Genomic DNA, 24,640 nt, shown 5'->3' with positions numbered 1-24,640 from the left:
GGGAGACGCGCTCATGAGCCCGGAACGGTCCGATACGCTGGTGCTCTTCGGGGCGACCGGCGACCTCGCCCACAAGAAGATATTTCCTTCCCTCTATGCCATGGTCGCCAAGGGAACGCTTACCGAACCGGTGATCGGCGTCGCCTTCGACGCCTGGGATTTGAGGAAATTGCAGGACCGCGCGCGCGACGGCATCGTCAATACGCTCGGCAAGATCGACGAGAAGGTGTTCGCCAAGCTCGCTTCGCTGCTGCGCTATGTCAACGGCGACTATCGCGACCCGGCCACGTTCGAGAAACTGAAGAGCGCGCTGGGCACCGCCCAGCGGCCGCTGCACTATATGGCGGTGCCGCCGACCATGTTCGAGACGGTGGTCCAAGGCCTGGAGCAATCGGGCACGGCGCGCGGCGCGCGGCTGATGGTGGAAAAGCCCTTCGGCCATGACCTGCAATCGGCGCGCTGGCTGAACCGGGTGCTGCATCTGGTGTTCGACGAACAGTCGATCTTCCGCATCGATCACTATCTCGGCAAGGAGGCGATCCAGAACCTGCTCTATTTCCGCTTCGCCAATTCCTTCCTGGAACCGATCTGGAACCGCAATTTCGTCGAGAGCGTGCAGATCACCATGGCCGAGGATTTCGGCATCGATGGGCGCGGCCGGTTCTATGACGAGGTCGGCTGCGTCAGGGACGTGATCGAGAACCATCTGCTCAACATCCTCCTGCTGCTGGCGATGGAACCGCCGGTCGGCCGTTCCGCCGACGACCTGATCGACGAGAAGGTGCAGGTGCTGCGCGCGATCCGCACCTTGACCAAGGACGATATCGTGCGTGGCCAATTCGACGGCTATCTCGCCGAGCCCGGCGTGGCGCCCAACTCGCCGGTCGAAACTTTCGCGGCGGTGCGCTTCTTCGTCGACACCTGGCGCTGGCGCGACGTGCCGTTCTTCATCCGCGCCGGCAAGAACATGCCGGTGCATGCCACGGAGGTGATCGTGCGGCTGAAGCGGCCGCCGCTCGATGTCTTCGACCCGATCAAGCCGAACGACGCCAATTATGTGCGCTTCCGCATCGACCCGCAGGTGGCGATCTCGATCGGCGCCCAGCGCAAGGCAGCGGGCGACGACATGGTCGGCGAACAGGTCGAACTGACGGCGCTCGACGACAGCAAGGGCGATATGCCGCCCTATGAACGGCTGATCGGCGATGCCATGAACGGCAATGGCCAGCTTTTTACCCGCCAGGACGCCAGCGAACTTGCCTGGCGCATCGTCGGGCCGGTCCTCGGCGACACCACGCCGCCGCATCTTTATGAACCGAAGACCTGGGGGCCGGCAGCCGCCATGAACGGCTTCGGGCCGCCGAACGGCTGGATCAATCCATCGAAATAGGCTGGGAGAGGGCAGCATGGCCAGGGCGGCAAGGCCGAAAGCGGCGAGCGGCGATCCGATCGTGCTGTCGATCGACATCGGCGGCTCGCACGTCAAGATACTCACCAGCTCAGGCGGTGCTGAGCGCCGCGCCGATTCCGGGCCGGATCTGATGCCCCAGCAGATGATCGATGCCGTGACGGCGCTGGCCGACGGGCTGTCCTACGACGTCGTCTCGATGGGCTATCCCGGCCCGGTGCATCACAACAGGCCCTTGCTCGATCCCGCCAATCTCGGCAGAGGCTGGGCCGGCTTCGACTTCGCCGCGCAGTTCGGCAAGCCGGTCAAGGTGGTCAACGACGCGCTGATGCAGGCCATCGGCAGCTATGAAGGCGGCCGCATGCTGTTCCTGGGGCTGGGAACCGGCCTGGCTGCGGCGATGGTCGTCGACAACGTCGCCCAACCGATGGAACTCGCCCATCTTCCCTACAAGAAGGGCAAGAGCTTCGAGGACTATGTCGGTGAGCGCGGCCTGGTAAAACGCGGCAAGAAGAAGTGGCGCAAATCCGTCTTCGACGTCGTCGACCGGCTGCGCGCCGCCATGCAGCCCGATTATGTCGTCATCGGCGGCGGCAATGTCGACAAGCTTGGCGATATGCCCGCCGACAGCAGGCGTGGCGACAACACACGCGCCTTCGAAGGCGGATTTCGTCTGTGGCGAGACAAGGCCCTGATCGTCTGATAGTATTACAGTTCAGTATAGTTATTCAAAATAATGTGTGACGCGGGGCCAAGTCGTTGCATTGCGCAGATTTGCCGACTAGGAATTCCGGCGCACTACATCGCGACGAACCGCGAGGGACGTGCAAAGACGCCGCCGCACTTTAACTTTGCGCATCATCCCATCCGAAACTGTGCCGATTTCGGGCCCCATACGCCATAGACGGAGGAAAATAGATTGACCGACGACAGCAACGACGCTCGCAAGGATATCGACCTTCTCGAGCTGACCGCCCATATCGTGTCGGCTTACGTCGAGAAGAACCGCCTGCCCGCCTCCGGCCTGGCCGACCTCATCGCCAGCGTCAGCGCTTCGATCAGCGGGCTCGGCCAGCCGGCCGTACCCGTGGCGGCGCCGCTCGTGCCGGCGGTCAATCCCAAGAAGTCGGTGACGCCGGATTTCATCATCTGCCTGGAGGACGGCAAGAAGTTCAAATCGCTGAAGCGTCATCTGGGCGTGCATTTCGGCCTGACGCCGGACGCCTACCGCGCCAAATGGGGCTTGCCGTCGGACTATCCGATGGTCGCTCCCAATTACGCGGCCTCGCGTTCGGAACTGGCGAAGTCGATCGGTCTCGGCCGCAAGGCCGTCGCTCCGAAAGCGCCGGCCAGGGGCAGGAAAGCCAAGGTCTCGGCCTGAGCGCGCATTCCGGCGCTGAGCCAATGGTTTGATTGAGGCCTGCCGGCGGTTCCGTCTTGGCAGGCTGCCCGATCTTACGCTCTTCCATGGCGAGCGCGCAATTGCAGGGCGGGCTCGATGCCATCTCCGGCGCGCTGAGGGAATGATTTTCCACCCCGTCTGCAGACTGGCAGGAAACCTCAGTTCGCTGCCGGAACGGAACAGCTCAGATCGCCTTCCTTGCAATTCAGGTAACCCTCGAAATCCTTGACCCGGGATTGCGTCAGGCCATCCATGCACATCGAGAGGAGCATGGGGACCACGCTGCCTCCGGCCGCTCCCGCGATCTGGAAATTGCACTCGGCGTCGCGGAACTTGATCCAATTCTGCTGCGCTTGGACAAGAAGCTTCTTGGTATCCGCGTCGTCCTTCAGGCGGGTTTCGATCTGCTTGTAAAGTTCGTTGAGCTTCTTGTCGGATTTCCTGAACGAAGCATCGGCGCATTGGTTCATGGTGGCCTGATCCTTGGCGTCGGCGCACTTGTCCTTGGCAAAAGCGAAAGCCGGCATGGCCAGAACTACGGCGGTGGTCAGAATTGCGGTTTTCATTGGTTCTCGTCCTCTTTGCAGGTGAGCGGCATCGTCATTCCGTAACGGTTTCGGCGAAGCACCTGGCCAGCTTTTCCGGCGCTCCGAGCTTCTTCGCCCAGGATACCAGTCCAGGCTTTTCCGATGGATCGGCATAGCCGCCCCAGACGTCACGAAACTGCTTCTTTCCGTCGACGGTCTGGAAGAACATCACGCCGTCATCGCTCACAGGCGTGGAGACATAAGCGGCGCTCCAGTTGCCGCTTTCCAAGATGGTGATGAACTTGGCGCGGGCGGGCTTGAACTTATTGTCCATCGCCGAAGCGACGAGCGGTGCATATTCCTGTTTGCGCGCCTTCGTCACTTCGACCTTGACGCCGTCGCAGGCATCGTTCGCGAAAGCAGATGTCGGTATCAACCCCGCCAGCCCGATCATGACGATTTTGGCGTGCCGTCGAACCAAGTCGCCGAATTCAGACATAGGTGGTTTTCCTCTTCCTTTGCGGAGTGTGGCTGTCAGTCGGAATCGTCGTCACCCGATGAATTGTCATCGTCAGGCGCATCGACCTGGCAGCCGATGCCATTGCACCCCTGATAGTTGCCCTGCGTATCGAAGCTTGGATTGCCGGGCTGTGGCCCATGCATTCGACGACTTTGCGGCCGGCCGTCGCAATTCCTCAAATCGAGGGGAGCGCTCCCAGCGGGAGCCGCCTTGGCGAATGTCCATTTCCCTCTCCATGCCTAGCGCCCATCCGCCCAAGCATGCCAACGATCCGCCGGCGCGGTTGATGTATCCATAGGTTGTAACCGATGTCCCCGGCTAGCAAGGAAAAATTGCCCGATCTTGAGTTCTGTTTTGAAAATGCTTAATAATCCAGTAAGCACCCTGCTTGATTTAGCAAGTACTTAAATGCAATGACAGAAAGGCGCCAGCAAAAAGATTGCTGATTACGCGTACGCTTTTCGCATTATTCCAACATGGAATGGTCTATTGTTCCAATTCACAAGGAACGACGATATATAAGGGTGAAGTTACGCTCGACATTATCGCCAAAACCCAATGTATCGGTAGGTTTCGGCCATGCCAGTGGGCAGGCCGAAAGAATGCTGCTCATCGATCGGCTTTCAAGGCTATCGCGTGCACGATGGGGAGACATGCGGTCTTCGAGACACCCGATAGGCTTTCCTGTCCCGCCGGGCCTTGGCGGGTGAGTTTCGTGTGCGTTCGATGGAACACGTCAGAAAATCCTTGATCCAGAACCTGTTTTTTGCGCGCGTCATACGTCGAACTGGGCTAAAGGGTTCCCCGGCCGGACCAGCGTCCTTCGTGGAAGTGCCCCGCCGGCCTCCATCCTTCTAACGGGGCCTCGTTCCATGACCTCCGAACAGATATCACCGGACCAGCGCTATGCCGCGTTCCGCCATCGCTCCTTCCTGAGCTATTGGGCGGCGCGCTTCCTCACCACATTCGCCACCATGATCGTGTCCGTCGCGGTCGGCTGGCAGATGTACGACCTGACCCGCGACCCGCTCGATCTCGGGCTTGTCGGCATCGTCCAGTTCCTGCCTGCGCTGCTCCTGGTGCTGGTCACGGGGGTCGTTGCCGACCGTTTCGGCCGCCGGCTGATCATGGCGCTGGCGGTGCTGCTCGAGGCGATCTGCGCGCTCGCGCTGCTCATCCTGACCCTGCGCGGCATCAGCGGCCCGCTGCCAATCTTCATCGTGCTCGCCATGTTCGGCATTGCCCGCGCCTTCTTCGGACCGGCCTCGTCGTCGCTGTTCGCCAATCTGGTGCCGCCCCGGGATTTCGCCAACGCCATCGCCTGGAACTCGTCGGCCTGGCAGACGGCGACCATCGTCGGGCCGGTCGCCGGCGGCCTGCTCTACGGCGTATCGGCCGAGGTGGCCTATGGCACGGCCACGGCGCTGATGCTCGTCGCCGGGCTGCTGATCTTCACCATACCGAGGCCAGCGCAACGCAGCGAGACCGACAAGCCGACCATGCAGACCCTGTTCGCCGGCTTCGGTTACATCTGGGGCGAGAAGATCGTGCTTGGCGCCATCTCGCTCGATCTCTTCGCCGTGCTCCTGTCCGGCGCCTCGGCGCTGCTGCCGATCTATGCCCGCGACATATTGCAACTCGGTCCCTGGGGACTTGGTTTGCTGCGCTCGGCGCCAGGGGTGGGTGCCATCTGTGTCGCCATCTGGCTCGCTGGTCATCCTATCCGAAACCACGCGGGCCTGATCATGCTCGGCTTCGTGGCCGCGTTCGGCGCCTTTACGGTGCTGTTCGGCCTGTCGACCATCGCCTGGCTGTCGATCCTGGCATTGGCCTTCCTCGGCGCCACCGACATGTTCAGCGTCTACATCAGGGAAACCTTGATCCAGCTCTGGACCCCCGATCATGTCCGCGGCCGCGTCAACGCCGTCAATCAGGTCTTCGTCGGCGCCTCCAACGAGCTCGGCGAATTCCGCGCCGGCACCATGGCGGCGCTGATCGGCACGGTGCCGGCCGTCGTCATCGGCGGCGTCGGCGCCATCGCCGTTGCCGGCCTGTGGGCCTACCTGTTCCCGGCGCTCCGAAGGGTGCGGCACCTCAATGGACGAAACTGACGGGGCATCGAATTCAGGTCCACCGGTATCGGCGGGCTGCGAATCCGTGCTAAGCCGCCGCCCGACCAACCAAAGGACGATAACTGTGAGCGAACCGACCGTGGCTGAGGCAACCGAGAGTATCTATGTGTCGCTGCGGGCCGACAATGCCGATCTCGACGCCCATATCGCGACGCTTAAGGCAGCGCTGGCACGAGAGGGGATGAAGCAGGCGGTGTTCGATCCCACCAAACTGGCGCAGAACAACCGCTCGGGCCGCAAATTGATGCAGGCTTATTTTCGTCAGCGCGGCGTGAGCGTGACGTTTTCGAACTAGCAGGCGTTAAACAACCCGCCATCAGGGGATGGTTGTGCCGCGACCGCGCCGTCGGCCGCCGAAAATCAGCACCAGGAACTCGTCCAGCCAGCGCTTGAGGTGCATGTCCCAGATCAGCCTGCCGCCGAGATGGTCGCGGCCGGGCTGGGCGCCCGGCAATTCGAAGCGGTGCGCGCCTCGCACCACCCAGCGCTGCATCATCACTCGGGTCAGTTCGCCATGGAACTGGATGCCCCAGGCATTTTCGCCGTAGCGAAAGGCCTGGTTGGGATAGGTCTCGTTCGTAGCCAGCAGTGTCGCGTCGCTGGGCAGCGAAAAACCTTCGCGGTGGAACTGATAGACCATTTCGGGCCAGTGCATCAGCTTTCTGCCGGCTTCGGTCGCCTTCAACGGATACCAGCCGATCTCGACCAGACCTTCGCCATGGCCCTCGACCTTGCCGCCGAGATGGTTGGCCAGCATCTGCGCACCAAGACAGATACCCAGCAGCGGTCGGTTCTCACGCAGCGGAACCTCAAGCCAGTCGGTCTCGCGGCGGACGAACTCGTCCTCGTCATTGGCGCTCATCGGCCCGCCGAACACCACGGCCCCGGCATGGCCGTCGAGCGTCTCTGGCAAGGCATCGCCAAGCGGCGGGCGGCGGATGTCGAGATCGAAGCCCTCTTCGAGAAGCATGTGGCCGACGCGCCCGGGGCTCGAATTCTCCTGATGCAGCACGATCAGAATTCTCGGCTTCGAACGCGGGGGCATCGGCGGCATCGGCGGATGGACCTATTCGTCGCTCGACGTTCCACGGGCGCCCGGCGCATCGGCCGCCGCCTTGCGGCGCGCCTCGATGCGGTCCTGGCGTTCGACGCCGATCAGCTCGGCAACGCGCCACACCGTGTTGTCTTCCAATTCGTGCAGCTCGCCATCGGCATAGACGATCTCCCACATCAAGCCGATGAAAGCCTTGCGGCCTTCGGCATCGAGGTGGCGCTTCAGAACGCTGGTGAAGGCATAGAGGTCGATCGCCTCGTTGTCGGCGCGCTCGCCGGCGGCGGCCAGCGCGTCGAGCTCGTTGCCGCTGACCGAATAGGCCTGCGCCAACACTGCCTTGAACCGCTCCCACTCGACGTCCTGGCGCACGCCGTCGGCGCTCATCACGTGGTAGAGCAGCGCCGACGCCGCCACGCGCGGGTCATCGGCGCTGGCGCGGGCGCCGGCGCCGGTCGGCAAATCCCTCAGAAACGACAGGACGCGTTCGAACATCGATCCATTCCCAAACGGCCGGGCCACCCAGCCAACTCAAAACAACCGGAACCGGCGCGGCGACTTTTCCGCCGCATCGTCCGGATCGACGCCGGGATCGTCCGGCAGGCGTGCCAGTTCCTGCGCCGGTTCGACGGCCTCGGCATCGGCGGGCGCCGCGGCGAAAGCCTGCGCCGTCACCGGCCTGACGTGGTCCTGATCGTTCTCGGCCTGCTTGCCGGCCGTCTCGCCGCCCGGGCCAGCGTGATCGATCACCTCGACCGACTCTTCCTGCGCCGGCCTGCCCGGCGCCTCGATCGCCACCGCCGGGGCGTCCGGCGCATCGTCACGGCTGTCGATCAGCTGGCCGAGACGCTCCATCGGGGCGCGCCACTCGAAGGCGTCAAGCCGGCCGGTGACCGGCGATACCGGCGCCCAGCGCTCCGAGACGACGCCGTCGGCGACCCAGGCCGGGTCGCGCGGCGCCCGCACCGCCTTGGACAAGAGCTGTCGCACCTTGCCTTGGTCGCCCGTCTCGGCTTCTTCGATGTCGGCCAAAAGCAGATAGGCGCCCTCGCGGCGGTCCATCCGGATCGCCGCCTCGGCTTCGCGGCGGGCAGTCGCAAAATCCTGTGCATCGAGCGCGGCGCGCGCCACCGTCATCGAGGATTCGGCGTGGTTCTTCTTCATCTCCTGCAATTTCCTCGCCCGGTTGAGGCGATCGAGCACGGCGTCACCCGGCCTGGCATGGGTATAGAGCTCCGCTATCTCCGGATGCGGTTCGGCCCTCCAGGCTGTCTCGAGGATCTTCGAGCCCTTGCGCACGTCGTTCTGGCGAAACAGCAGCGTCGCAGCCGCGACCGCGGCCGGCGCGAACTCCGGCTGCAGCCGATTGGCCTCTATCGCCGCCGTGCGGGCAGCTGCGGGATCGCTGTCGGCGAGTGACTGCGCCTTGGCGGTCAACAGCACGGCGCGTCGGCGGTTGGCGGCGTCACGTTCGATCTGGCGGGTCGCCTTCTGCGCCTCGACCAGCTTCAGCGCGCCGTCCCAGTCGCCGCGCCCGGTCAGCTCTTCAAGCGTCGATTCGGCCGCCCAGGCCAGTTGCGGCGCCATGCCGGCGGCGCGCCCAGCATAGTGCCTGGCGGCATTGCGGTCCCCCAGGCGCTCGGCTTCGAGATAAAGCCCGCGCAGGCCGAGCAGCCGCATTTCGGGATCGTCGAGCATGCTCTCGAATTTCTGGCGCGCGCCTTCGTGGTCGCCTTCGAGCAGCGAAGCCTGGGCCTCGAGCAGATGGATCAATGGCTCCTGGTCGGAGCGGATCAGCTTGGCCGCTTCCTTGGTCTTCTTGCGGGCCAGCGCGCCGTCGCCGGCGCCGGCGGCGATCATGCCGGTCGACAGCGCCTGATAGCCGCGGTCGCGGCGCCGCACCCGGAAATAGCGCGAAATGGTGTAGGGGCTGTTCCAGACCGACTTGATCAGCCACCACAGGATCATCACCGCCGCGACGACGGCGACCACCGCCACCGCCGCCACCATCAGGCTGACCTGATACTGGTAGCCGTTGAAGGTGATGACCATGTCGCCCGGCCGGTCCGCCAGCCAGGCAAAGCCTAGGCCCAGCGCGAAGACGACGGCGAGGAAGAGCAGGATTCGGATCATCGCCAGTTCCTCACGCCTTCATCGCGCCTGATATCAGCGCATCGATCAGCGTCTCGACCTCGATGCGTGCCTTCAGCTTGCCGGCAAAATCGGCGCCGGCCGCCTTTGCAGGCGCGGGCAGCGTCTCATATTCTGTGAGCGCCTTGGCATAGTCGCCCTGATTGACCGCCACCTCCATGCGCGCAATGGTTTCCGGCGCGCCAGCGCCCTGGACAGCGCCGATCGGCCGGACCTTGACCAGCGATTCGGCGCTCGACAGAAGGTTCTGCAGCAGCCCGGCATTTTCGTCGACCGGCGTGGCCGCCGCGACCATGGCGTTGGCGGCGGCATCCATCTGCGATGCGATCTCGGTGCGGGTCTGGACGCCCTTTTGCGCGTAGGCGCGCAGAGCCGCAAGCTGCGGCGCGTCCGGCGCGATCGCGGCGAAGGTCTCGAGTTCGGCACCGAACGGCGCGCCACGGTCGAGCGCCGCCTTCAGTGCCGAAGCGGCGATGGCGAGCGCGACCTTCGGCTGTCCGGCCTGCGCCTCGACCTTGCCGGAAAGCTGCGCCACCGACTGCTCCAGCGCGGTGAGCCGGCCGTCCTGCTTCGCCGCCGCCTCGCCGGCCGATTTGACCAGCGCATCGAGGCCAGCCAGCCTTTCATTGAGCGGGCCGAGATCGACTGGAGCCGGGTTGCCGGCCTTGCCTAGCGCCGCAACCGCCGTCTCGATCTGCCTGACCTTGTCGCCAAGCGCGGCCAGCCCGGCATTGTCGCCCGCTCCGCCTTGCTCGACCGCCGATTTGAGCGCTGCGACATCCGTCCTGACCTGATCCAACGCCGCGGACAACCCGTCGACCTTGGCCGACGCACCGCCGTCGCCGGCTTGCCTCAGATCCGCGATCTCGGTTCTGAGCGCGCCGATTTCGCCGTTGACGCCTTCGAGCGAGACGCTGGGAGCGGACCCCGGCGCGCCGAGCAGGCCGGCGAACTGCAATCCGCCGGCGCCGACCAGTGCGATGACACCGCCGATGATGCCGGCCGCGATGCCGTTGACCCGCTTCGGCGGTGGCGGTGCGGATGCGGTTTTCCCGTTCCCCGCCGAGGCGCCGGTCACCCGCCCGGCCGGTTCAGGTTCGGCGCGCTTCGCCGAAGCGTCCTCGAAACTGTAGTCGAAGGCGCCGGCCTTGCCAGCGGCGTCCTCCGGGGAACCGGGGTAGGCTGCCGCCGGTTCGTCCGCCTTGGCGGCGCTTTCCGCGGATCGTTCCGATCGGGGCGCTGTCGCCTCGGCGTGCTCCCAGGGTTCTAGATCGGTCTGGTCGGCGTGCACAGGCTCTTCGGGCGCCTCCGGCTGCGAGGCGTTCGCGGCTTCCTCCGCCTTGGCCTCATCGGTTTGCGCCCCGGCCCTGGCGGCATTCTCGTCGGCGATGCGGGAAACGGCGCCGGGCTCAAGTTCGATGGTCACCGGCTCGCGGCGGCTTTTCGAATGTCGCATCTTCGGCGTCTTCACCATGCTTGGGCTCCGCAAATTCGCTTGGGGATGGTTCAAAGAGGGTCTAGCACATCACCAAGCGGTGAAAAGGGGCGGTGTGATGACGCGGCTCAGGACCCGGGCCGCAAAAGCGAAAGCAGCGCACCCTCGTCGGGCCGCGCGGCTATGTGGATACGGTCGCCAGCGACGTCGCCAAGGACGGCGGCGATGCGATGCGACAGGGCAAAAACCCGCGTCTTGTCAAAGGCTTCATGCAGCGCAGGCCGCCTGACCAGGGCCTGCAGCGCGGTAGCCGCCCTGGCGGAATAGAGCAGCACCGCATCCGCGGTTTGCCCCGACAGACGGGCAAGCACGGCCTCGTCCGAATAGGTCACGGCGAGCGTGTCGTATGTCTCGACGGGGCGGACCCCGACGTCGGCAGCTTGCAGCCGCTGCTCGAATGCCGGGAAGCGCACGCGTCCGCAGAGATAGACAATGGTCTTGCCCTGGAATTCGCCGGCAAGACTGCCGGCAAGACCTTCGGCATTGCCGGGACCTTCGCTGACGGACAAAAATCCTGCTTCACGCGCGGCTTGCGCGGTCCTCTTGCCGACGGCATGGCAAGGCAAGTCCGAAAGCCGGGCGACGACCTCCTTAGGCGCAAAGCGCACGCCATTGGCGCTGGTCACCGCAACGGCCACGGCATTGCCGATGACGAGGTCCGTATCGATCGGCAAGGTCACCGTCTCGGTCAGCGGCAAAAGCAGCGGTAGAAACCCCATGTCCTTGAGCAGTCGCGCGGTGCGGGAGGCGCCCGGTTGAGGCCGCGTCACCAGAACGCGCTGCACCATCAGGCCCAGCCGTCGAAGAATGTCTCGCCGGCCCTGGCCCGCACCGTCCTTGCCGCCTCTTCACCGATGCGGGCGGCATCCAGCGCCGGGCCTTTCATCTCGACCATGTGCGACTGCGTGCCATCAGGCGAGATGATCAATCCCGCGAAAGAAAGGTCCGCGCCGTCTATCACGGCATGACCGGCAATCGGCGTGCGGCAAGAGCCGTCGAGGGCCGCCAGGAAAGCGCGCTCGCAAGCCAGCGCCTGTCCGGTCGGCAGGTCGTGGATGGCCGCCAGCATCTGTTCGACGTCGCCATCGCCTATGCGGGTTTCGATGCCGATCGCGCCTTGGCCCGGCGCCGGCGGAAAGATGTCGAGCGGGATCAGATCGGTGACCACATGGCCGAGCCCGAGCCGCTTCAGCCCGGCATGGGCGAGGATGGTGCCGGCGGCGACGCCTTCCTCGAGCTTGCGCAGCCGCGTCTGCACATTGCCACGAAACATCACCACGTCGAGATCCGGCCGCATGCGGCGGATCAGCGCCTGCCGCCTGAGCGACGACGAGCCGACTTTGGCGCCACGCGGCAGGTCTGCAATCGTCTTAGCCGCCTTGCCGACGAAAGCATCGCGCGCGTCCTCGCGCGGCAGGAAAGCAGACAGCTCCAGCCCATCGGGCAACTGCGTCGGCATGTCCTTCGAGGAATGCACGGCAATGTCGATCGCGCGGGCGAGCAGCGCCTCCTCGATCTCCTTGGTGAACAGGCCCTTGCCGCCAGCTTCCGACAGCGGCCGGTCCTGGATGCGGTCGCCGCTGGTCGAGATGACGACGATTTCGAACACTTCTTGCGGCAAACCATGCGCCGCCATAAGCCGCGCCTGGGTTTCCTGCGCCTGCGCCAGCGCCAGCGGGCTGCCGCGTGTTCCGATCTTCAAGATTGTTTGCATGGCGCGCGGTCCGTGATAACCCCCGGCAGGCGAAGTCGCCTTTTCCGGGCGTCTCCTACCGGGGAATGCCCCGATACACAATCCTTGGGGACAGCGACCAATTGATCCGCGTTCTGGGCATTGAAACGAGTTGTGACGAGACCGCCGCCAGCGTCGTGGCGCTGGAAGGCAATGCCGCGCCCAAAATCCTGTCCAATATCGTGCTGTCGCAGATCGAGGAGCATGCCGCCTTCGGCGGGGTTGTGCCGGAGATCGCCGCGCGCGCTCATGTCGAGGCGCTGGACGGCATTGTCGAGGCAGCCCTTGCCGATTCGGGCGTGGCGCTGGCCGACATCGATGCCATCGCCGCGACCGCAGGTCCGGGCCTCGTCGGCGGCCTCATCGTCGGGTTGATGACGGCCAAGGCGATCGCGGCCGCAACCGGCAAGCCGCTGATCGCCGTCAACCATCTCGAAGGCCATGCCTTGACGGCGCGGCTGACCGATGGGCTCGACTTTCCCTATCTCCTGCTGCTGGTCTCCGGCGGCCACACACAGATCCTGGCCGTGCGCGGCGTCGGCGACTACCAGCGCTGGGCGACGACCATCGACGACGCGCTCGGCGAAGCATTCGACAAGACGGCCAAGATGCTTGGCCTACCCTATCCCGGCGGTCCCAATGTCGAGAAGGCGGCGGCATCGGGCGATGCGGGTCGTTTTGCCTTCCCGCGTCCGATGAAGGGATCGGCGCAGCCCGATTTTTCGTTCTCCGGCCTGAAGACCGCTGTGCGCCAGGCAGCGAGCGCGATCGAGCCCTTGAGCGACCGGGACGTCGCCGACATCTGCGCGTCGTTCCAGGCGGCGGTGGCCGACGCGCTGGGCGACCGTGTCTCGCGCGCGCTCGCCCGGTTCCGCCGGGAATTCCCCGGCACGGCAGCGCCGGCGCTGGTCGTCGCCGGAGGAGTCGCCGCCAACCACACGATCAAGGCGACGCTGGAACGGCTGTGCGCCGAGGCGAGCTTCGCCTTCGTCGCGCCACCCCTGAAACTTTGCACCGACAATGCGGCAATGATCGCCTGGGCCGGCATCGAGCGGATGCGCGAAGGCCTGGCCCAGGAAAACGGCTTCGACTTCGTGCCGCGCTCGCGCTGGCCGCTGGACAGCATCTCCGCGCCGATGATCGGCTCGGGCCGGCGCGGGGCCAAAGCATGAGCAAGGAGGGCATGAGCGAGGAAGGCATGAGCGGCATCGAGGCCGCGCCAACCGGCTGGCGCGTTGCCGTGCTCGGTGGCGGGGCCTGGGGTACCGCTTTGGCGCTGGCCATGCTGCGCGCCGGCCATTTCGTCCGCCTTTATGCGCGCGACCCGGAGACCGTCGCCGCAATCGACCACGGCGAAAATCGACGCTATCTGCCTGGCATCGCGCTCCAGGCCGGCATCGTAGCGACGAGCAACATCCAAGCCGCGCTCGACGGTGCCGATTGCGTGCTGGCAGTGGCGCCTGCGCAATCGCTGCGGGCGATGCTGACAGCCACCAAGCCGCATATGCCTTCCGGCGTTCCGCTTGTCCTTTGCGCGAAGGGCATCGAACGCGACACCGGCGACTTGCTTTCGGCGATCGTCGGGGAGATCCTGCCTGGGAATCCGGTCGCCGCTCTGTCCGGCCCGAGCTTCGCCACGGACGTTGCCCGGGGCTTGCCGACAGCGGTGGTGGTTGCCGCCCGCGACGAGGCGCTGGCGGCCAAGCTTGCCGCGCGCTTCTCGGCGGAAAATCTGCGTTGCTATTCGAATGATGATTTGATCGGCGTCGAGATCGGCGGCGCCTTGAAGAACGTCTTCGCCATCGCCGCGGGTGCCGTCACCGGCGCCGGGCTTGGCGCCAGTGCCCAGGCCGCCATGGTGACGCGCGGCTTCGTCGAACTGCGCCGCATCGGTGCCGCCTTCGGCGCCAGACCCGAGACGTTGATGGGGCTTTCCGGCCTTGGCGACCTGCTGCTCACCTGCTCGTCCACGCAATCGCGCAACTTCGCCTACGGACTGGCGCTCGGCCAGGGCAAGCCGCTTGGCGGGCTGCCGCTGGCGGAAGGCGTGCCGACGGCGGCGATCGCCGCCCGCATCGCCACCGAGCGCGGCATCGACGCGCCTATCATCGCCGCCGTCGCCGCCATACTGGACGGCACCATCACCATCCGGCAGGCTGTGGCGGCCTTGATGACCCGGCCGCTGAAGACCGAAACCGACGATTGATTCCAGCATCAGGAGACAGAGACATGTTGTTCGCGTTGATTTGCAAGGACAAGCCCGGAAGCACGCAAGTGCGCATCGATACGCGGCCGGAGCACCTCGCTTTTCTCGAAGGGCTGAACAGCGACAAGAAGCTGGCCTTCGCCGGTCCGTTCCTCGACGCCGACGGCAAGTCCAACGGCAGCCTCGTCGTCGTCGAAGCGCCTGACATGGCAGGCGCGCAGGCGCTGTCGGCCGCCGATCCCTATGCCAAGGCGGGACTGTTCGAAAGCGTCGAGGTCCGCCAGTGGAACTGGACCTTCAACAAGCCGGCGGCTAATTAATCGGCACAAGGCTGGAGGAGCAATACGAATGAACTACTGGTTGTTCAAATCCGAACCCTCGGTGTTCTCCTTCGAGGCGTTGAAGGCCAAGGGGAAGGCAGGCACGCAATGGGACGGCGTGCGCAACTATGCGGCGCGCAACAACATGAAGGCCATGCAGATCGGTGATCTCGGCTTCTTCTACCACTCCAACGAGGGGCTGAACGTGGTCGGCATCGCCGAAGTGTGCGCACTGGCTCATCCCGACACCACATCGGACGATCCGCGCTGGGAATGCGTCGACATCCGCGCCTTCAAGGATGTGCCGAACCCGCCGACGCTGGAGCAGGTCAAGGCCAATCCCAAGCTCGCCGACATGGCGCTGGTGCGGCTCGGACGGCTTTCCGTGCAGCCGGTGACGCCGGCCGAATGGAAGGAAGTCTGCCGCATGGGTGGCCTGACGCCGGCTCCGTGACGGTTCTCACGAGCCATAGCGCGGAACGCTTCATCCTCGACAATACGGCGCTGATGGCGCCGCCGCATGTGCCGGAGATTGCGCTGTATCTTGCCGACGAGGCGCATGATCTGTGGCAGCGGACGGAGGACGAGCTGGTCGAGATCGGGCTGCCGCCGCCTTTCTGGGCCTTTGCCTGGGCCGGCGGCCAGGGGCTTGCCCGCCATATCATCGACAACCCGGCCATGGTGCGGGGCAAGCGCGTGCTCGACTTCGCCTCCGGCTCCGGTCTCGTCGCCATCGCCGCGGCCAAAGCCGGCGCGGCAGGGGTGACCGCCGCCGACATCGACCCGTTCTGCGCCACGGCGGTCCGCCTCAATGCGCAAGCCAATGGCGTCGCCGTCGAATTCGTCCAGGATGACTGCGTCGGAACGGATGCGGACTGGGACGTGGTTCTTGCCGGCGATGTCTTCTACGACAAGCCGTTCGCAGACCGGCTGACGCCCTGGTTCGCGGCTCTGAAGCGGCGCGGCGCCGATATCCTGATCGGCGATCCCGGCCGCTCCTATCTGCCGCGGTCGGGGCTGGAACCGCTTGGCGTCTACCAGGTGCCGGTGACGCGGGCGCTCGAGGATGCCGAAATAAAACGCACCACCGTCTGGCGGTGGAGCACCGAGCGCCCGGCTTGACGCCGCCACTGAATAGGCGTTTCCATGAGCTCCGTATCAGAGGGGAATATCATGGATTTTTCAGCGGTTAACTGGCTGGCGGTGATCGTCGCCGCAATCCTGGCGTGGCTGTTCGGCGCCGGCTGGTACACCGGTTTGAGTAAGCCATGGCTGAAGGCTGCAAAACTCGATCCGGCGACCATGAAGAAATCGTTGCTGCCGTTTCTCATCTCTTTCATCGCCGAGTTGGTCATGGCGCTTGTGATGGCCCTGGTCGTCGGCGCGGTGACTGGCGGCGAGCCGACATTGCTGGCGGGACTGGTCTTCGGTTTCGTGCTTTGGCTCGGCTTCGTCGCAACCACGCTGTCGGTCAATCATCGCTACGAGAATTTCGGCTGGAACCTGACCATCATCGACGGCGGCCACTGGCTTGGCGTGCTGTTGATCGTCGGCGCCGTGGTCGGCTGGTTCGGCGCCGCAGCGAGTTGAAGGCCTCCGCTACACCCGGTCCGCGGTTTGGGATTTTGCCATTTCCTCCAGAATCCACGTGCGAAAGGCAACGATGCGCGGATCGTTCACCAGTTCCTTGGGATAGACCAGGAAATAGGCGAATTCCGGCGCGACCTTGATGCCGAGTTCGAAAGGCCGCACCAACCTACCTTCGGAAAGGTCGTTGGCCACCATGGCGAAATCGGCGAGCGCCACGGCGCTGCCCTCCATCGCCGCCTGGACCGCGTCGGCCGAGGTGCCGAAAACGATGGTGCGGCTGTCGTCGAAATCGTCGACGCCGGCTGCCGCCATCCACATGCGCCAGTTCGGCCAGGTCACGCCCTGCCGCGCCCATTCGATATGGGCAAGCGTGTGATGGAAGAGATCGCGCGGTTCGCGCAGCGGCGGACCTGATGCCAGCAGGCTCGGGCTGCACACCGGAATGATGACGTTGTCGAACAGCCGGTGCGCGCAAAGTCCCGGATATCTGCCGGCGCCGAAGCGGATGCCGACATCGACATCGTCGAGGTCGAAATCCCGCAATCCGTAGGCGATGTCGAACCTGAGTTCGATGCCTTCATGTTTTTTTCGGAAATCCTCGACCCGCCGCATCAGCCATTTCGTCGCGAATTGGGCGTCGAGCGTTACTTTCAGCAGCGTCGTGCCGCGCGTCATCTTCTGCGCCCGCGAGACGGCCTTGCCAAGCAGGTCGAGCGCATCGGCAGAGGCCTCGAACAGCACCGTTCCGGCCTCCGTCAGCCGGATGCTGCGGCTGGAACGCGTGAACAGGACGATGCCGAGCTGGTCTTCGATCTCCTTGATCTGGTGGCTGACGGCGGCTGGCGTCAGGCCGAGTTCGTCGGCGGCCCGGGTGAAATTGAGATGCCGGGCCGCTGCCTCCAGCGTCCTCAGCGCCCGGGTTCCCGGCACCAGGCGGGCCATCAGCGCGGCCCCAGAACAGACGCGGTCATGGCGCCCTGATCCTCAAAGAAAACTTGATAATCCGGAAAGAACTACTCGTTTCTCTCCAATCTTTCAATCGGGCATGATGCAACCATCGAACCAATATCAAACCGGATTTTATGTCCGGATGGAAGGAACCGCATCATGTCTCACATAGCTTTGAGAGCTCCCGCGAGCCGGTTGAACTGGCTGACCGCCGCGTTCGACTGGCTCCGCCAGGCCAAGGTCGCGGCAAGCCTGCCGCAGGACGATGTCGAGGATCTGTCGGACCGCCAGTTGCGCGATGTCGGCGCCACGCGCAAAGACGTCTCCCGTGCCATGGACCGCGAACGCGGCCGGCTGGGCCTGCTCGACATCGGTTGGCAGCAGCCACGGAGGTAAGGAGGTAGGCAGTAGGGATTAGAGATTAGGAAGAGCCCGACTGCCTATTTCCCTACTCCCTACTCCCTACTCCCTACTCCCTACTCCCTACTCCCTACCTTACCACCCTCACCACCGTCCGGTCCGACAGCAGCGGCAAAAGGCGCGCCATCGTGCGTGCGGTCACCGCGACGCAGCCTTGCGTGGGCGTGAAGCCCGGGCGCGCCAGGTGGAAGAAGATGGCGCTGCCGCGTCCGCGGCGGCGCGGCGTTATATTCCAGTCGAGCACAAGGCAGGCATCATAGAGCCTGTCGTCGCGCCGCATGCGTTCGTGGCTGGCGCCGTAGGGGATCTTGACTGGCCTGTTATAGTTTCGGTCGTCGGGCACTTCGCACCAGCCGAGATCAGGCCCGATCGGCGTCATCGCCAGCCGGGTGATGCGGCCGCTGGAGAAGTGGTCTCCCCGGAAATAACCCGACAGGATCCGCATTTGGCCAAGCGGCGTGGCGCCGTCGCCTTCGCGCTTGCCCGCCGAGATGCCGCCACGCCCCAGCGCGCAGGCAAACACCGTTCTGCCCGCCTGCAGCAGCCCCTGGCTGGGACGGCCGGGCCTTGCCCGCACGGTCAGCACCCGCAGTCCTTTTCGCAAAATTGCGCCGGCTGCATTGCGATCGTGTTTTTTCTTGTATGATCGTGCCACGGAACAAATCACTGTGATCGGCTGTTGTGCCGGTCAGCTTCCGCATAAACAGGCAGCGGTCAACTGAATTTTCTTTTCAAAACAACGGATTGATCCATGACTTCACGAACCATCCTGATCGTCGACGACGATGACGACCTGCGCGGCACGTTGGTCGAGCAATTGTCCCTTTATGAGGAATTCGACGTGCTGCAGGAGTCCACTGCGGCAAAAGGCGTCGCCGCGGCGCGTGGCGGCCTCATCGACCTGCTGATCATGGATGTCGGCCTGCCCGACATGGACGGCCGCGAAGCGGTGAAGATCCTGCGCAAGGGCGGCTACAAGGCGCCCATCATCATGCTGACCGGCCACGACACCGATTCGGACACGATCCTTGGCCTCGAAGCCGGCGCCAACGACTACGTGACGAAGCCGTTCCGCTTCGCGGTGCTTTTGGCGCGCATCCGCGCGCAGCTGCGCCAGCACGAGCAAAGCGAGGACGCCACCTTCTCGGTCGGCCCCTACACCTTCAAGCCAAGCCAGAAGCTGCTGATCGACCCGCGCGGCGCAAAGGTGCGGCTGACGGAGAAGGAGGCCTCGATCATCAAATATCTCTACCGCGCCGACCAGAAGGTGGTGACGCGCGACGTGCTGCTCGAGGAGGTGTGGGGCTACAATTCCGGCGTTACCACGCACACGCTGGAAACCCATGTGTATCGCCTGCGCCAGAAGATCGAGCGCGATCCTTCCAATGCGGAAATTCTTGTGACAGAAAGCGGTGGCTACAAGCTGGTTCCTTAAACATTTTATTATCCAATAAGCGGTCTGGGCGGGGCTGCTTTTGGGTGCGATCCTGTTGGAGCGGGATTCTGGATCGCACCGCAGAGGAGGGATTGGACTGACCGTTCGGGGACACAGCTAGATGGCGCTGGATGACGACATCCGCATCCTGTCAGCCGTGAGGCTTTTCGAGGGCTTCACGCAGGAACAATTGCGCCTGCTCGCCTTCGGCGCCGAGACCATGCTGCTGCAGGCAGACCACAAGCTCTATCGCGAGGACGATATGGCTGATTCGGCCTATATCGTGGTCAGCGGAGAGATCGTGCTCTACCGCGAGCAGACAGGCGAACGCATCCCTATCGGCACGGCCGGCCCCGGCACCATGCTGAGCGAACTGGCGCTGATCGCCGACACCAACCGGCTGACCAGTGCATCGGCCGCGGTCGATTCGGAGGTGATCCGGCTCAGCCGAAAGATGTTCCGCCGCATCCTGGAGGAATATCCGGATTTGGCGGCACAGCTCCACCAGCGCATCCTGGAAGACTTTCAGGCAATGATCCACCGCATCGAGAAGCTGGCGCCGCGCTTTTCCGAGTGAACGGGAGAGACAGGTGGAGTTCCGGCTGGTTCGCGCCACCGAAAATGACCTGCCCTTCATCATGGCGACCGAGCGGCTTGACGCAATTGTCGCCGGAGTGGGAAAAGCGCCGGCCCGGCTGATCAGTCCAGGTTGAACCGCGCGATGACCGGAACATGGTCCGAGGGACGTTCCCAGCCACGCGCCGCCCGCAGGATTTCGTAGCCGGTGAAATCAGGCACCAGGTTCGGTGACGACCAGACATGGTCAAGCCGCCGGCCGCGGTTGGATGCCTCCCAGTCCTGCGCGCGGTAGCTCCACCAGGTGTAGAGCTTCTGTTCTGATGGCACGTTGAGCCGCATCAGGTCGACCCAGTCGCCGGCCAGCCGCATGGCCTCGAAACTCTCCGTCTCGACCGGCGTATGGCTGACCACGTTGAGCAGTTGCTTATGCGACCAGACATCGTGTTCGAGCGGCGCGATGTTGAGGTCGCCGACCAGGACCGAGGCGGACACTTCGCTGTGTTCGGCGCGGATTGCGTTCATCTCGGCGACGAAATCGAGCTTGTGCCTGAATTTGCGGTTGACTTCCGGGTCCGGTTCGTCACCGCCCGCCGGAACGTAGAAATTGTGCAGCAGGATCGTCTTGCCGCCGGCCCGCACGGTCACCGACAAATGCCGGCTGTCGTCGATGTCGCAGAAGCGGCGCTTCTCGACCACCGCGATCGGCCGGCGCGCGACCGTCGCCACGCCGTGATAGCCCTTCTGACCGTGAAAGGCGATGTGCCCGTAGCCGAGCCTGCGGAAGGCCTTTTCGGGGAACAGCTCGTCGGGAACTTTTGTTTCCTGCAGGCAAAGCACATCGGGTGCGTATTCATCGAGCAGGCGCTCGATGATCGGCATGCGCAGGCGAACGGAATTTATGTTCCAGGTGGCGATGGAAAAGGGCATTTGGCGGGTCCGGCGAAAGATCGCCGAACTACTGCCAGCCCCGCGCCATAAAGACAAGCATTGCAGCAGTTGCGGAGGTCGGCGCCGCGCCGCCGAAACTGCACGAAAGGCTTCGCCAGCGCGAGGAAAGCTATCTGGTTTTCGTATTCAGCTCGCGATTGGCCGTATAGTCGATGGCAAACGTGTCGGGAGCGAAGCTGACGCCTTCCTTGGTGTTGAAGATCATCACCGTGGTGTCCTTGCCCTGCGCATCGGTGATCGTCCACTGGCGCAGATCATAGGTCTTCGGATCGAACATCATGGTGATCCGCGCATTGCCGAACACCGACTTGTCCGAGAGCTGGATGGTGGTGAGATCGTCCTCTTCCTTGACGCTCTTGACGCGGTTTCCGGAGAGATCGATCCGGTCGTCGAGCAGCAGTTTCAGCGGCGTCTTCGACAAGGGATAGAGATCGGACGTGTTCAGTTTCTTGTTGAGGATGACCACCGACTTGCCGTCCGAAATCACCCGGAAATTCGAGGATCCGTCATAGTTGAAGCGGATCTTGCCCGGTCTTTCCAGGAAGAACTTGCCGCCGGTCTGTTCGCCCTTGGGGCCGAACTGCACGAATTCGCCGCTCATCGACTTAACCGAGGAAAAATGATCGGCGATCTTCTGCGCGGCCGCCGGCACGGCCGCCTGCGCGGATGCCAGCAGCTCGAATCCGGGCACCACGTTGAGGGCGGCAGCGCCCGCGAGCACCAGGCCGAGGCCAAGCAGCTGACGGCGCGTCGGGGCAAGATCGCCGAGCGCGGAAAGATCGTTTTTCATGTCGGTCACTCTCATCTTGAGTCCTGATTTGTTGTTGTCCTGAACCCCCAGTTGGGCTGAAGTTTGACGGCGCGAACGCTGCTTACCGCTTGAACGCGCCAGAAGGTTCAAAGTTGCCGCCGGTATCTTTCGCGATCAGAATTTGTCCTCTTCGGTCGGCACCAGGATCTCGCGTTTTCCGGCATGATTGGCGGGGCCGACAATGCCTTCTTTTTCCATCTTCTCGATGATCGAAGCGGCGCGGTTGTAGCCGATGCCCAGACGCCGCTGGATATAGCTGGTCGAGGCCTTGCCGTCGCGCAACACCACGGACACCGCCTGGTCGTAAGGGTCGTCGGAATCCTCGAAATTGCCGCCGCCGCCGCCCGAGCTGCCCTTGCCGGAGGGCTCGTCCTCGTCCTCATCATCGTCCTCGGTGATGGCGTCGAGATATTCCGGCACGCCCTGCAGCTTCAGATGCGCGACGATCTTCTCCACCTCGTCGTCGGAGACGAACGGGCCGTGCACGCGCTGGATGCGGCCGCCGCCGGCCATGTAGAGCATGTCGCCCATGCCGAGCAGCTGCTCGGCGCCTTGCTCGCCCAAGATGGTGCGGCTGTCGATCTTCGACGTTACCTGGAAGGAGATGCGGGTGGGGAAGTTGGCCTTGATGGTACCGGTGATCACGTCGACGGACGGACGTTGCGTCGCCATGATCACGTGGATGCCGGCGGCGCGAGCCATCTGCGCCAGGCGCTGGACGGCACCCTCGATGTCCTTGCCGGCAACCATCATCAGATCGGCCATTTCGTCGATGATGACGACGATGTAGGGCATCGGCTCGAGGTCGAGATTCTCGGTCTCGTAGATCGCCTCGCCGGTCTGGCGGTCGAAGCCGGTCTGCACCGTGCGCGAGATCTTTTCGCCCTTCTTCTCCGCCTGTTGGACGCGTGCGTTGAAACCGTCGATATTGCGCACGCCGACCTTCGACATCTTGCGGTAGCGGTCTTCCATCTCCCGCACGGTCCATTTCAGCGCAACCACCGCCTTCTTCGGGTCGGTGACGACAGGCGTCAAAAGGTGCGGGATGCCGTCATAGACCGAGAGCTCCAGCATCTTGGGATCGATCATGATCAGCCGGCATTCCTGCGGCGTCAGCCGGTAGAGCAGCGACAGGATCATGGTGTTGATGGCGACCGACTTGCCCGAGCCGGTGGTGCCGGCGACCAAGACGTGCGGCATCTTGGCGATATCGACGATGACCGCCTCGCCGTTGATGGTCTTGCCCAGCGCCAGCGCCAGCTTGGCCTTGGTGGTCTCGAAATCGCGGCTGGCCATGATTTCCCTGAGATACACCGTCTCGCGCTTGGCGTTCGGCAATTCGATGCCGATGGCGTTGCGGCCCGGCACCACGGCGACGCGGCAGGCGATGGCGCTCATCGAGCGGGCGATGTCGTCGGAGAGGCCGATGACGCGCGATGATTTGATGCCCGGCGCCGGCTCCAGCTCATAGAGCGTGACGACGGGGCCGGGGCGGACATGGATGATCTCGCCCTTGACGCCGAAATCCTCCAGCACGCCTTCGAGCAGGCGGGCGTTCTGTTCCAGCGCGTCCTTCGAGAGGCTCGGGTCGCGCGCGACGTTCTTCGGTTCGGACAGGAAATGCAGCGACGGCATCTCGAATTTTTCCGAGCCGATCAGCGAGGTCTGCGCCTCGCGCTGGACGCGCGCACCCGGGGCCGGGCGCGGCGCCGGCGCTTCAACGCGCGTGGCGGCATCCGAGCGGAACGGCTGGACCTTGGCGGTGGGAGCCGCGCGACGCTGGACGAGGGGTTCATCGTCGAAATCGACATCGTCATCGCCGGTGTCGAAGCGACCGTCGAAGACGTCATCGTCCGGATCGACGGAAACGCTGCGGTCGTTGACCATGGCGGCGAAGAATTCCGGTTCGACGCGGGCACGGCCATCCGGGCTCATCCGCTGCTCGGCGAACTCGGCCGATTCGACCCGTTCGGCGGCACGCCGCCAGGCGCTGGCGCGCGGCTCCATTCCCGGCTCGAATTCGTCCCGCCGCTGCCTGCGGCGCACGGCGCGGCGGTGCATCCAGGCGCGGAACGAAAGCCACCAATGGGTCATTGCGCCGAGCGCCAGTATGCCTTCGTCGCCTTCATCCTCGTCATTGTCGAACAGCAGCTCATCCTCACGCGGATCGGCGGCGGCCGGTTCCTCCATGACGGCGAAACCGTTCTTGCGTGCGATCAGCGCCGAACCGTAGGCGAACAGCCATAGCGCCGGCCCGGCCATCAGAATGGCGAGCACGCTGGCCACCAGCCCGGTCGGATAGCCACCGATGACGACGCCCGGAATCTTCAGTACCATGTCGCCGAACACGCCGCCGAGCCCGGTCGGCAGCGGCCAGGTCTTGGGCGGCACCACGCAGCCGGCGATCGCGGCGGCCAGCAGGGCAAAGCCGAACCAGAACAGACCGCGCCTGGGCAGCCTGTCGACGCCACGCGCCGAAAACAGGAGATATCCCCAGATCACGGCCGGAACCAGCGCCGCCACGGCGGCAAGGCCGAAGAACTGCATGGCGATGTCGGAGAAGACAGCACCCGCATAGCCCATGGCATTGGTGACGGTGTTGGCTGTGGCGTGCGAGAAGCTCGGGTCGGCGACATTCCAGGTGGCCAGGCTGGCGACGCCGAAAGCGGTGAACGCGAACATGCCGGCGCCGACAAGCCGGCCGACCTGGCGTCGCGCGAATGCCTGGATGCCGTGCCCCGTATCGGTCAGCGCGAGCGGTGCTGAAGCCCCTGAACGCATGCTCTTCCCCGTCAGTGATTGCCTGGCCCGAGCGCGTGACGCACTTCGGCAGATTTGGCTGCCAGACTATGCGTGGGAAGGTTAAGGCCGCATTAACCATGGCAAGGGCCCCACCCGCCTGCCGCAAATAACAATGGCGAGCCTCACGGCCCGCCATTTCTGCATCGGCAACGGCAGGGTGATC

At 64.4% G+C, this 24,640-nt stretch carries 27 protein-coding genes; 14 read left to right on the top strand and 13 right to left on the bottom strand.

What is annotated here, in order from left to right; all coding sequences use genetic code 11:
- Positions 1-13: 13 nt before the first annotated feature.
- The 3 genes from zwf to FJ979_RS05230 all read left to right on the top strand — a co-directional run bounded on the left by zwf (position 14) and on the right by FJ979_RS05230 (position 2,789).
- Positions 14-1,390, top strand: a complete 1,377-nt coding sequence (gene zwf, locus FJ979_RS05240; RefSeq protein ID WP_140580176.1) for a glucose-6-phosphate dehydrogenase — start codon at positions 14-16, stop codon at positions 1,388-1,390.
- Positions 1,391-1,406: 16 nt separating this feature from the next.
- Complete coding sequence (locus tag FJ979_RS05235; RefSeq protein WP_140580175.1) at positions 1,407-2,111, top strand: ROK family protein; 705 nt, start codon at positions 1,407-1,409, stop codon at positions 2,109-2,111.
- A gap of 216 nt (positions 2,112-2,327) precedes the next feature.
- Positions 2,328-2,789, top strand: a complete 462-nt coding sequence (locus tag FJ979_RS05230) for a MucR family transcriptional regulator (RefSeq protein ID WP_140492615.1) — start codon at positions 2,328-2,330, stop codon at positions 2,787-2,789.
- Between the two features lie 179 nt (positions 2,790-2,968).
- Here FJ979_RS05230 and FJ979_RS05225 read toward each other — a convergent pair whose 3' ends face one another.
- Positions 2,969-3,376 carry a lysozyme inhibitor LprI family protein gene (locus FJ979_RS05225; RefSeq protein ID WP_140492618.1) on the bottom strand — a complete coding sequence of 136 codons (408 nt, stop codon included), beginning with the start codon at positions 3,374-3,376 and terminating at the stop codon, positions 2,969-2,971.
- Between the two features lie 34 nt (positions 3,377-3,410).
- Entirely contained in the window at positions 3,411-3,836 is a 426-nt protein-coding gene (locus tag FJ979_RS05220) for a hypothetical protein (protein WP_140554826.1), read from the bottom strand.
- A gap of 893 nt (positions 3,837-4,729) precedes the next feature.
- On the opposite strand from FJ979_RS05220, the gene FJ979_RS05215 reads away from it, so the two are divergent.
- The gene (locus FJ979_RS05215; RefSeq protein ID WP_140580174.1) at positions 4,730-5,968 is read left to right on the top strand and encodes an MFS transporter; all 1,239 of its coding nucleotides are present in this window, start codon (positions 4,730-4,732) and stop codon (positions 5,966-5,968) included.
- An 85-nt stretch (positions 5,969-6,053) separates the two neighbouring features.
- The gene (locus FJ979_RS05210; protein WP_140492627.1) at positions 6,054-6,284 is read left to right on the top strand and encodes a hypothetical protein; all 231 of its coding nucleotides are present in this window, start codon (positions 6,054-6,056) and stop codon (positions 6,282-6,284) included.
- 21 nt (positions 6,285-6,305) lie between these two features.
- Here the strand turns inward: FJ979_RS05210 and FJ979_RS05205 are convergent, their stop codons facing one another.
- The 6 genes from FJ979_RS05205 to hemC all read right to left on the bottom strand — a co-directional run bounded on the left by FJ979_RS05205 (position 6,306) and on the right by hemC (position 12,400).
- A complete protein-coding gene (locus FJ979_RS05205; protein ID WP_140563939.1) occupies positions 6,306-7,034 on the bottom strand; it encodes a glutamine amidotransferase in 729 nt (242 codons plus the stop codon).
- A gap of 21 nt (positions 7,035-7,055) precedes the next feature.
- A complete protein-coding gene (locus FJ979_RS05200; RefSeq protein WP_140563940.1) occupies positions 7,056-7,535 on the bottom strand; it encodes a TerB family tellurite resistance protein in 480 nt (159 codons plus the stop codon).
- Between the two features lie 36 nt (positions 7,536-7,571).
- The gene (locus FJ979_RS05195; protein WP_140580173.1) at positions 7,572-9,173 is read right to left on the bottom strand and encodes a heme biosynthesis protein HemY; all 1,602 of its coding nucleotides are present in this window, start codon (positions 9,171-9,173) and stop codon (positions 7,572-7,574) included.
- A 10-nt stretch (positions 9,174-9,183) separates the two neighbouring features.
- Complete coding sequence (locus FJ979_RS05190; RefSeq protein ID WP_140563942.1) at positions 9,184-10,665, bottom strand: mitofilin family membrane protein; 1,482 nt, start codon at positions 10,663-10,665, stop codon at positions 9,184-9,186.
- Positions 10,666-10,754: 89 nt separating this feature from the next.
- A complete protein-coding gene (locus tag FJ979_RS05185) occupies positions 10,755-11,471 on the bottom strand; it encodes a uroporphyrinogen-III synthase (protein ID WP_140547247.1) in 717 nt (238 codons plus the stop codon).
- Between the two features lie 2 nt (positions 11,472-11,473).
- On the bottom strand, positions 11,474-12,400 hold the full coding sequence (hemC, locus tag FJ979_RS05180) for a hydroxymethylbilane synthase (protein WP_140580172.1): 927 nt from the start codon (positions 12,398-12,400) through the stop codon (positions 11,474-11,476).
- A gap of 104 nt (positions 12,401-12,504) precedes the next feature.
- Here hemC and tsaD point away from each other — a divergent pair, with 104 nt between their 5' ends.
- From tsaD to FJ979_RS05150, 6 genes are read left to right on the top strand one after another with little or no spacing between them, the layout of a single operon-like run.
- Positions 12,505-13,590, top strand: coding sequence for a tRNA (adenosine(37)-N6)-threonylcarbamoyltransferase complex transferase subunit TsaD (gene tsaD / locus FJ979_RS05175; protein ID WP_181167607.1), 1,086 nt, complete (start codon positions 12,505-12,507; stop codon positions 13,588-13,590).
- Entirely contained in the window at positions 13,587-14,624 is a 1,038-nt protein-coding gene (locus FJ979_RS05170) for an NAD(P)H-dependent glycerol-3-phosphate dehydrogenase (RefSeq protein ID WP_224680341.1), read from the top strand. Before tsaD ends, FJ979_RS05170 begins: the two co-directional genes overlap by 4 nt.
- A 23-nt stretch (positions 14,625-14,647) precedes the next feature.
- Positions 14,648-14,944: a YciI-like protein gene (locus FJ979_RS05165; RefSeq protein WP_140492651.1), complete on the top strand. Its 297-nt coding sequence runs from the start codon at positions 14,648-14,650 to the stop codon at positions 14,942-14,944.
- Between the two features lie 28 nt (positions 14,945-14,972).
- On the top strand, positions 14,973-15,398 hold the full coding sequence (locus FJ979_RS05160) for an EVE domain-containing protein (protein ID WP_140492656.1): 426 nt from the start codon (positions 14,973-14,975) through the stop codon (positions 15,396-15,398).
- Positions 15,395-16,066 carry a methyltransferase gene (locus FJ979_RS05155; protein WP_140524658.1) on the top strand — a complete coding sequence of 224 codons (672 nt, stop codon included), beginning with the start codon at positions 15,395-15,397 and terminating at the stop codon, positions 16,064-16,066. Before FJ979_RS05160 ends, FJ979_RS05155 begins: the two co-directional genes overlap by 4 nt.
- A gap of 51 nt (positions 16,067-16,117) precedes the next feature.
- Entirely contained in the window at positions 16,118-16,534 is a 417-nt protein-coding gene (locus tag FJ979_RS05150; protein WP_140580171.1) for a DUF1761 domain-containing protein, read from the top strand.
- Between the two features lie 9 nt (positions 16,535-16,543).
- On the opposite strand, the gene gcvA is transcribed toward FJ979_RS05150, so the two are convergent.
- Complete coding sequence (gene gcvA / locus FJ979_RS05145) at positions 16,544-17,476, bottom strand: transcriptional regulator GcvA (protein ID WP_140492662.1); 933 nt, start codon at positions 17,474-17,476, stop codon at positions 16,544-16,546.
- A 165-nt stretch (positions 17,477-17,641) separates the two neighbouring features.
- Here gcvA and FJ979_RS05140 point away from each other — a divergent pair, with 165 nt between their 5' ends.
- Complete coding sequence (locus tag FJ979_RS05140; RefSeq protein ID WP_140563946.1) at positions 17,642-17,878, top strand: hypothetical protein; 237 nt, start codon at positions 17,642-17,644, stop codon at positions 17,876-17,878.
- Between the two features lie 94 nt (positions 17,879-17,972).
- On the opposite strand, the gene FJ979_RS05135 is transcribed toward FJ979_RS05140, so the two are convergent.
- Positions 17,973-18,488, bottom strand: coding sequence for a L,D-transpeptidase (locus FJ979_RS05135; protein ID WP_224656206.1), 516 nt, complete (start codon positions 18,486-18,488; stop codon positions 17,973-17,975).
- A gap of 165 nt (positions 18,489-18,653) precedes the next feature.
- Here FJ979_RS05135 and FJ979_RS05130 point away from each other — a divergent pair, with 165 nt between their 5' ends.
- Together FJ979_RS05130 and FJ979_RS05125 are read left to right on the top strand one after the other, a co-directional pair.
- The gene (locus tag FJ979_RS05130) at positions 18,654-19,337 is read left to right on the top strand and encodes a response regulator transcription factor (protein ID WP_091576052.1); all 684 of its coding nucleotides are present in this window, start codon (positions 18,654-18,656) and stop codon (positions 19,335-19,337) included.
- A gap of 121 nt (positions 19,338-19,458) precedes the next feature.
- Positions 19,459-19,914, top strand: coding sequence for a cyclic nucleotide-binding domain-containing protein (locus tag FJ979_RS05125; protein WP_140492671.1), 456 nt, complete (start codon positions 19,459-19,461; stop codon positions 19,912-19,914).
- 122 nt (positions 19,915-20,036) lie between these two features.
- On the opposite strand, the gene FJ979_RS05115 is transcribed toward FJ979_RS05125, so the two are convergent.
- The 3 genes from FJ979_RS05115 to FJ979_RS05105 all read right to left on the bottom strand — a co-directional run bounded on the left by FJ979_RS05115 (position 20,037) and on the right by FJ979_RS05105 (position 24,456).
- On the bottom strand, positions 20,037-20,843 hold the full coding sequence (locus FJ979_RS05115) for an exodeoxyribonuclease III (RefSeq protein ID WP_140492674.1): 807 nt from the start codon (positions 20,841-20,843) through the stop codon (positions 20,037-20,039).
- Positions 20,844-20,973: 130 nt separating this feature from the next.
- Entirely contained in the window at positions 20,974-21,654 is a 681-nt protein-coding gene (locus FJ979_RS05110) for an outer membrane lipoprotein carrier protein LolA (protein ID WP_140513951.1), read from the bottom strand.
- 135 nt (positions 21,655-21,789) lie between these two features.
- Positions 21,790-24,456 carry a DNA translocase FtsK gene (locus FJ979_RS05105; RefSeq protein ID WP_140580170.1) on the bottom strand — a complete coding sequence of 889 codons (2,667 nt, stop codon included), beginning with the start codon at positions 24,454-24,456 and terminating at the stop codon, positions 21,790-21,792.
- Positions 24,457-24,640: the final 184 nt, after the last annotated feature.

The sequence above is a fragment of the Mesorhizobium sp. B1-1-6 genome (genome assembly GCF_006443035.1).
Lineage (GTDB): Bacteria > Pseudomonadota > Alphaproteobacteria > Rhizobiales > Rhizobiaceae > Mesorhizobium.
The sequence above is the reverse complement of the archived record's forward strand: the minus strand, read 5'-3'. Positions and strand labels throughout refer to the sequence as shown.